General features: G+C 56.7%; 4 protein-coding genes. 1 reads left to right on the forward strand and 3 read right to left on the reverse strand.

Annotated elements, in window-relative coordinates:
* The first annotated feature begins 89 nt into the window (after positions 1-89).
* Positions 90-1,271 (forward strand): tRNA 2-thiouridine(34) synthase MnmA, encoded by a 1,182-nt coding sequence (gene mnmA, locus QZ554_RS08070; RefSeq protein WP_297195692.1) that lies wholly within the window; start codon positions 90-92, stop codon positions 1,269-1,271.
* 121 nt (positions 1,272-1,392) lie between these two features.
* Here the strand turns inward: mnmA and QZ554_RS08075 are convergent, their stop codons facing one another.
* The 3 genes from QZ554_RS08075 to QZ554_RS08085 are packed head-to-tail and all read right to left on the reverse strand — an operon-like array spanning position 1,393 to position 4,515.
* A complete protein-coding gene (locus QZ554_RS08075; RefSeq protein WP_297195693.1) occupies positions 1,393-2,577 on the reverse strand; it encodes a cytochrome d ubiquinol oxidase subunit II in 1,185 nt (394 codons plus the stop codon).
* Positions 2,578-2,619: 42 nt separating this feature from the next.
* Positions 2,620-4,200 carry a cytochrome ubiquinol oxidase subunit I gene (locus QZ554_RS08080; protein WP_297195694.1) on the reverse strand — a complete coding sequence of 527 codons (1,581 nt, stop codon included), beginning with the start codon at positions 4,198-4,200 and terminating at the stop codon, positions 2,620-2,622.
* Positions 4,201-4,212: 12 nt separating this feature from the next.
* Positions 4,213-4,515, reverse strand: a complete 303-nt coding sequence (locus QZ554_RS08085) for a DUF4492 domain-containing protein (protein WP_297195695.1) — start codon at positions 4,513-4,515, stop codon at positions 4,213-4,215.
* Positions 4,516-5,154 lie beyond the last annotated feature (639 nt).

Below are 5,154 nucleotides of genomic sequence, written 5' to 3' on the forward strand. Positions count from 1 at the left end.
GGGGGGATAGCCTACGGAGTAGGGTAGGGGCGAATGCTCTATCTTTGCGCTCGTGATCTATCCTGAGGGGTGGATTGTTCAGTAAGTCTATGGATACAGCTCATCTCATCGCTCCACTGCAGGAGCGTATCGCCCGTAGTGGTCTCTCTGACCCTCGCATCGCTGTCCTCGTCTCTGGCGGGGTCGATAGCTCCGTGGTCGTGCACCTGCTCTGTACGGCAGGCTATCGTCCTACGCTCTTCTATATACAGATAGGCATGCAGGAGCGAGGCTTCACGGACTGCTCGTGGGAGGATGACCTAGAGATCGTGCGCCACCTAGCACGTCAGTATGACTGTCCCCTAGAGGTCGTATCGCTCCATGAGGAGTACTGGGCGAGTGTCGTGCAGTACACGATAGATACGGTGCGCCGAGGGCTGACCCCGAACCCCGATATGATGTGTAACAAGCTCATCAAGTTTGGTTGCTTCGAGCAGAAGTGGGGGCATGCGTATGACTTTATCGCCACGGGACACTATGCTACGACGACCTTCGTCGGGGAGCATCTCTTCCTCGCTACTGCACCTGACCCAGTGAAGGATCAGACGGACTTCCTCGCACAGATCAACTTCGCTCAGATCCGTAAGCTCCTCTTCCCCTCGGGGCACCTCCTCAAGAGTGAGGTGCGAGCCGTCGCCGAGGCTGCACACCTCATCAGCGCAGGCCGTAAGGATAGCCAGGGGATATGCTTCCTAGGCAAGGTGAACTATAATGAGTTCATCGAGCGCGCCCTAGGTACGAAGGAGGGACTGATCATCGAGCGGGAGACGGGGCGTGTCCTCGGGAAGCATCGGGGCTATTGGTTCCATACGATCGGGCAGCGCAAGGGCTTAGGGCTCAGTGGAGGCCCTTGGTTTGTCGTCAAGAAGAATATCCGTCGCAACATCATCCTCGTCTCGCAGGGCTACGACCCACGAGATCAGTATGGACAGCATATAGAGATGGAGGGGGCGGACTTCATCAGTCTCGATCCCTGGAGCTATGCTCGGCTCGTGAGCACGGGTATAGATACCCCCGTGGCGGAGGCCGATCGAGAGCCGATCGCCATCACCTTCAAGATCCGTCATACCCCTGAGTTCACCCGGGGCACCCTCCACTATGATCCCACTCGTGGCTATCGCATCGATAGCGAGCAGGAGATACAGGGCATTGCCCCGGGGCAGTATGCCGTCCTCTATGATGAGGAGCATCGCATCTGCTTCGGTAGTGGTATGATCACTCGGGGCTACTAATCCCGAGCCGTAAGCTCTTCCTTTTCCCCCTCCATGGGGAGACCATAATATGAAGCGAAGGCTCTGTGCAGGATACCGCACAGAGCCTTCGCTCCTTTTGTTGCTTAGCCTCTGGGTAGGGCTAGTAGTTGTGTGACTCGGGGTTCTGTACTTCCTTCCTCGTGATCTTGTGCAGGTCGAGTGCTCGCCAAGCATAGACGATATATGCTAGGACGAAGGGGATGAGTAGGGAGACAAAGCTCATAGCCTTGAGGGTAAAGGGGCTGGAGGAGCTATTGCGGATATTCAGCGAGTGGTGGATGAGCTCAGGCATATCGGCGCTGTAGGCTGGGTAATAGGAGGTGTTGTTCCACCCAGCGATGAGGAAGAGGGCGAGTGCCGTGAGTACCACACCTGCTCCCTCGAGCCAGATCCCCTTCTTGTACCCCTCCCGCAGGAGCGTCAGCAGGATACCTCCGAGGACGAGGAGTACCCCGACGACGAAGATGAGGAAGACGATAGGCATCTCCACGAGATTGTACCAGTACTTGTAGTCCACGAGGTAGGTCAGCTCGGGGTTCGAGGGGGAGTAGGCAAAGCCCTTCTTCGTCAGCAGGAAGAAGAGGTAGGCGAGGAAGAGCAGGAGGAAGGCAGCTGCGTTCCAAGCCAGAGCACTGCGCGAACGCTTGTAGATCGTCTCGTCCTCGATGTTATTGATGAAGAAGAGGAGTGCCGTCGTACGTGAGAGGAAGAAGACGGCTAGCCCGAAGACCACATTCCACACGTTCAGCACAGCCTCTAGCCCATGGAGCTGTAGCCCCCGATAGGGGAGCCACTGCGAGATCACCTGGCTGCTGCCCGACATATCGGCGATGGCCTCACGATTGACCGTGAAGGTCGAGCCGGTGAAGAAGGTAGAGACAGCTGCGCCGAGGAGGATCGGGGCGAGTAGGCCGTTGATGAAGAGGAAGGTCTGATAGGTCTTGCTCCCCAGCACATTCCCATTCTTATTCTGATACTCATAGGAGATAGCCTGGATGATGAAGCAGAAGAGGATCAGCATCCACACCCAGTAGGCGCCCCCAAAGCTCGTGGAGTAGAAGAGGGGGAAGGAGGCGAAGAAGCCCCCGCCGAAGACGACGAGTGTCGTGAAGGTGAATTCCCACTTCCTGCCCACGGAGTTCACCAGGAGCTTGCGCTCTAGGGGCTCCTTGCCGAGGCTGAAGAAGAGGCTTTGTCCGCCCTGTACGAAGAGGAGGAAGACTAGGAGTGCTCCTAGGATGGAGATCAGTAGCCACCAGTATTCTTGATAGAATGCGTAGTCCATTTGTCGTGTTGTAGTTTGGATTGAATGAGATGGACGGAGTGCTTAGTGGGCATCAGGACCCTGACGGATGGCCTTGCGCATGATATTAATCTCTGCCACCAGCATGATCGTGAAGAGTAGGAAGAAGAGCATGAAGGTGATCATCACCGACGAAGCCTCGATCTTGGAGATAGCGGCCTGCACGGGCAGGAGGTTCTGTATCGTCCAGGGCTGGCGACCGACCTCGGCTACGACCCAGCCAGCTTCGCTAGCGATCCAGGCGCAGGGGGTGAGGACGAGGCTGGCCCATAGTAGCCACTTGGTCTGGGCGAGCTTCTCATTACGTCGGTAGGCATACCACGTCAGTAGGAGGAAGAGCAGGAGGAAGGCACCCCCTAGACCCACCATGATGCGGAATGAGTAGTAGGTCAGCGGTATATTGGGTACGGTCTCGTACTTGCTCGTGAAGTATCCGTAGCCGTAGTAGGGGAAGTTCTCCTCGAGTACGGCACGGTGCTGGGCAGCACCGATACTGTCCCCAGCCTTGCGTGCTGAGCGGAAGGCATTCAGCGCGTCGATAGCGATACGTCCACGGCGCATCATCTCTTCGGTGGAGAGGGCTACGCTGCCGTCGGGCTTGTGGTAGCCGCCCTCTAGGATGTTGTTCACCCCGGGGACGTAGCGGTCGGGAGTGCCGTCTACCATGTAGGAGAGTAGGCGAGGCACTTCGATGCTGAAGATGTGGGAGGCCTTCCCATCATCGGGACGACCCTTGCTGGGGTTCAGTACGCCTACCATACCTAGGGGGAGCCCCTTGCCGTCAGCTGTTTTCCCCTCGGGGGTAGAGGCTCCAGCATCGTAGAGGGCCTCCATAGCGGCGAGCTTCATCGGCTGGTTCTTGGCGACATCGACTGCAGAGCTGTGTCCAGTAGCTGCAGAGAGTAGGGCTGCGACGAGGCCAAAGGGGGCGATGATCTTCATGTTGCGCCGAGCGAACTCGAGGTTCTTCCCCCGCAGTAGGTACAGCACACATACCCCGAGGGCGAAGAAGGTACCCAGCGTCCAGGAGGTCGTGATCGTGTGGAGGAACTTGATGATAGCCGTAGGGGAGAGGGCTACGGCCCAGAAGTCTGCCATCTCGTTGCGCATCGTCTCGGGGTTGAAGACCATCCCTTGTGGGTTCTGCATCCAAGCGTTGGCTACGAGGATCCAGACTGCCGAGATCGTCGCTCCGACGATCGTGAGCCAGCTGGAGGCGAGGTGGAAGCCCTTGCTGACTTTGCCCCAGCCGAAGAACATCACAGCGATGAAGGTACTCTCCATGAAGAAGGCCAAGATACCCTCGATAGCCAGAGGAGCGCCGAAGATGTCGCCGACGAACCAGCTATAGTTCGACCAGTTCGTCCCAAACTGGAACTCCAGTATGATCCCGGTGGCGACACCGATAGCGAAGTTGATCCCGAAGAGCTTCTGCCAGTACTTGGTAGACTTCTTCCAGAATTCATCGCCACTGCGGAAGTACTTCGTCTCCGCCAGCGACATGATGATACCTAGCCCTAGTGTCAGAGGCACGAAGAGCCAGTGGTACATGGCTGTCAGGGCAAACTGTGCCCTCGACCACGATACGAGTGATTCTAGATCCATTGTATATAGTATTTAGTCCTTATGATTACTTGATTGGTTCGTCCGTCCCCCGTGAAGAGTATCGGTAGGGGATACTGCTCGGCGCTGGAGGAGCTCCTGCTCGACGAACTCCGAGCGGGACATATGCTGTCGCTCTGCCTCCTGCTTGACTACGTTGGGGAAGAAGAAGGCTCTTAGGATAGCGAACATGACGAAGAGCTTGATGCAGATGATGAGCCAGAGCTTACGGCTCGTGGGGGTTAGGGTTTTGAAGCCATCGCGGTAGAAGCGATAGGCACGTACGATGAAATTCGGTCTGCCCGGGTCGTTACTCATGAGGGGGGCGGAGTCGTTATAGGGTTAAATGATAAGTGTAAACCGGCGACAAAGGTAGAAATAAACTAGCAATGTAAAGGTCAATGAACTCTCCTCTCCCCGTCGTCGCCCCCCTTCCTCCAGCAGATTCTACTACCGCAGACCCCTTCCCATCCTTCAGCGGGTGTACCCTTCCCCCGTATTCGCCGTAGCGTACATCCCCACTGCGCTGGGCGCTCTTAGTTCGGTGGGCATAACGTCGTGGGCATCCCTTAGTGAGGGGGAAGGAGGTGGGATTAGCTCACAGAGTAGGGACGCCCAAGGCAGCTTAGGAGGGCGGGCAGACTCTTACCTATGTGTTGTGTGGCTTGCGTCCTCTCCTCCAGAGTCGGTACTCGAGGGCGGATACGAGACGACAGGTGTACGGCTACATTATATATAAGAAGATGGGGGATGGATCGGAGGATGATGGTCAGGGCCGACGCATGATCTCGCTCGCACACTCCTGCCTTTGGATCTTCGGAGGTATCGCTTCATATCCCAGGGAGCCTTAGCCCATCCCTAAAGATCCTAGGTATTATCCCTAGGGAACAGACATACAAACGAGCCCTAGAGAGGAGATACCTAGAGCGCACTTGTGTACACGCGTGTATACAGTTG

Source organism: uncultured Porphyromonas sp. (assembly GCF_915070105.1).
Taxonomy (GTDB): Bacteria; Bacteroidota; Bacteroidia; order Bacteroidales; family Porphyromonadaceae; genus Porphyromonas.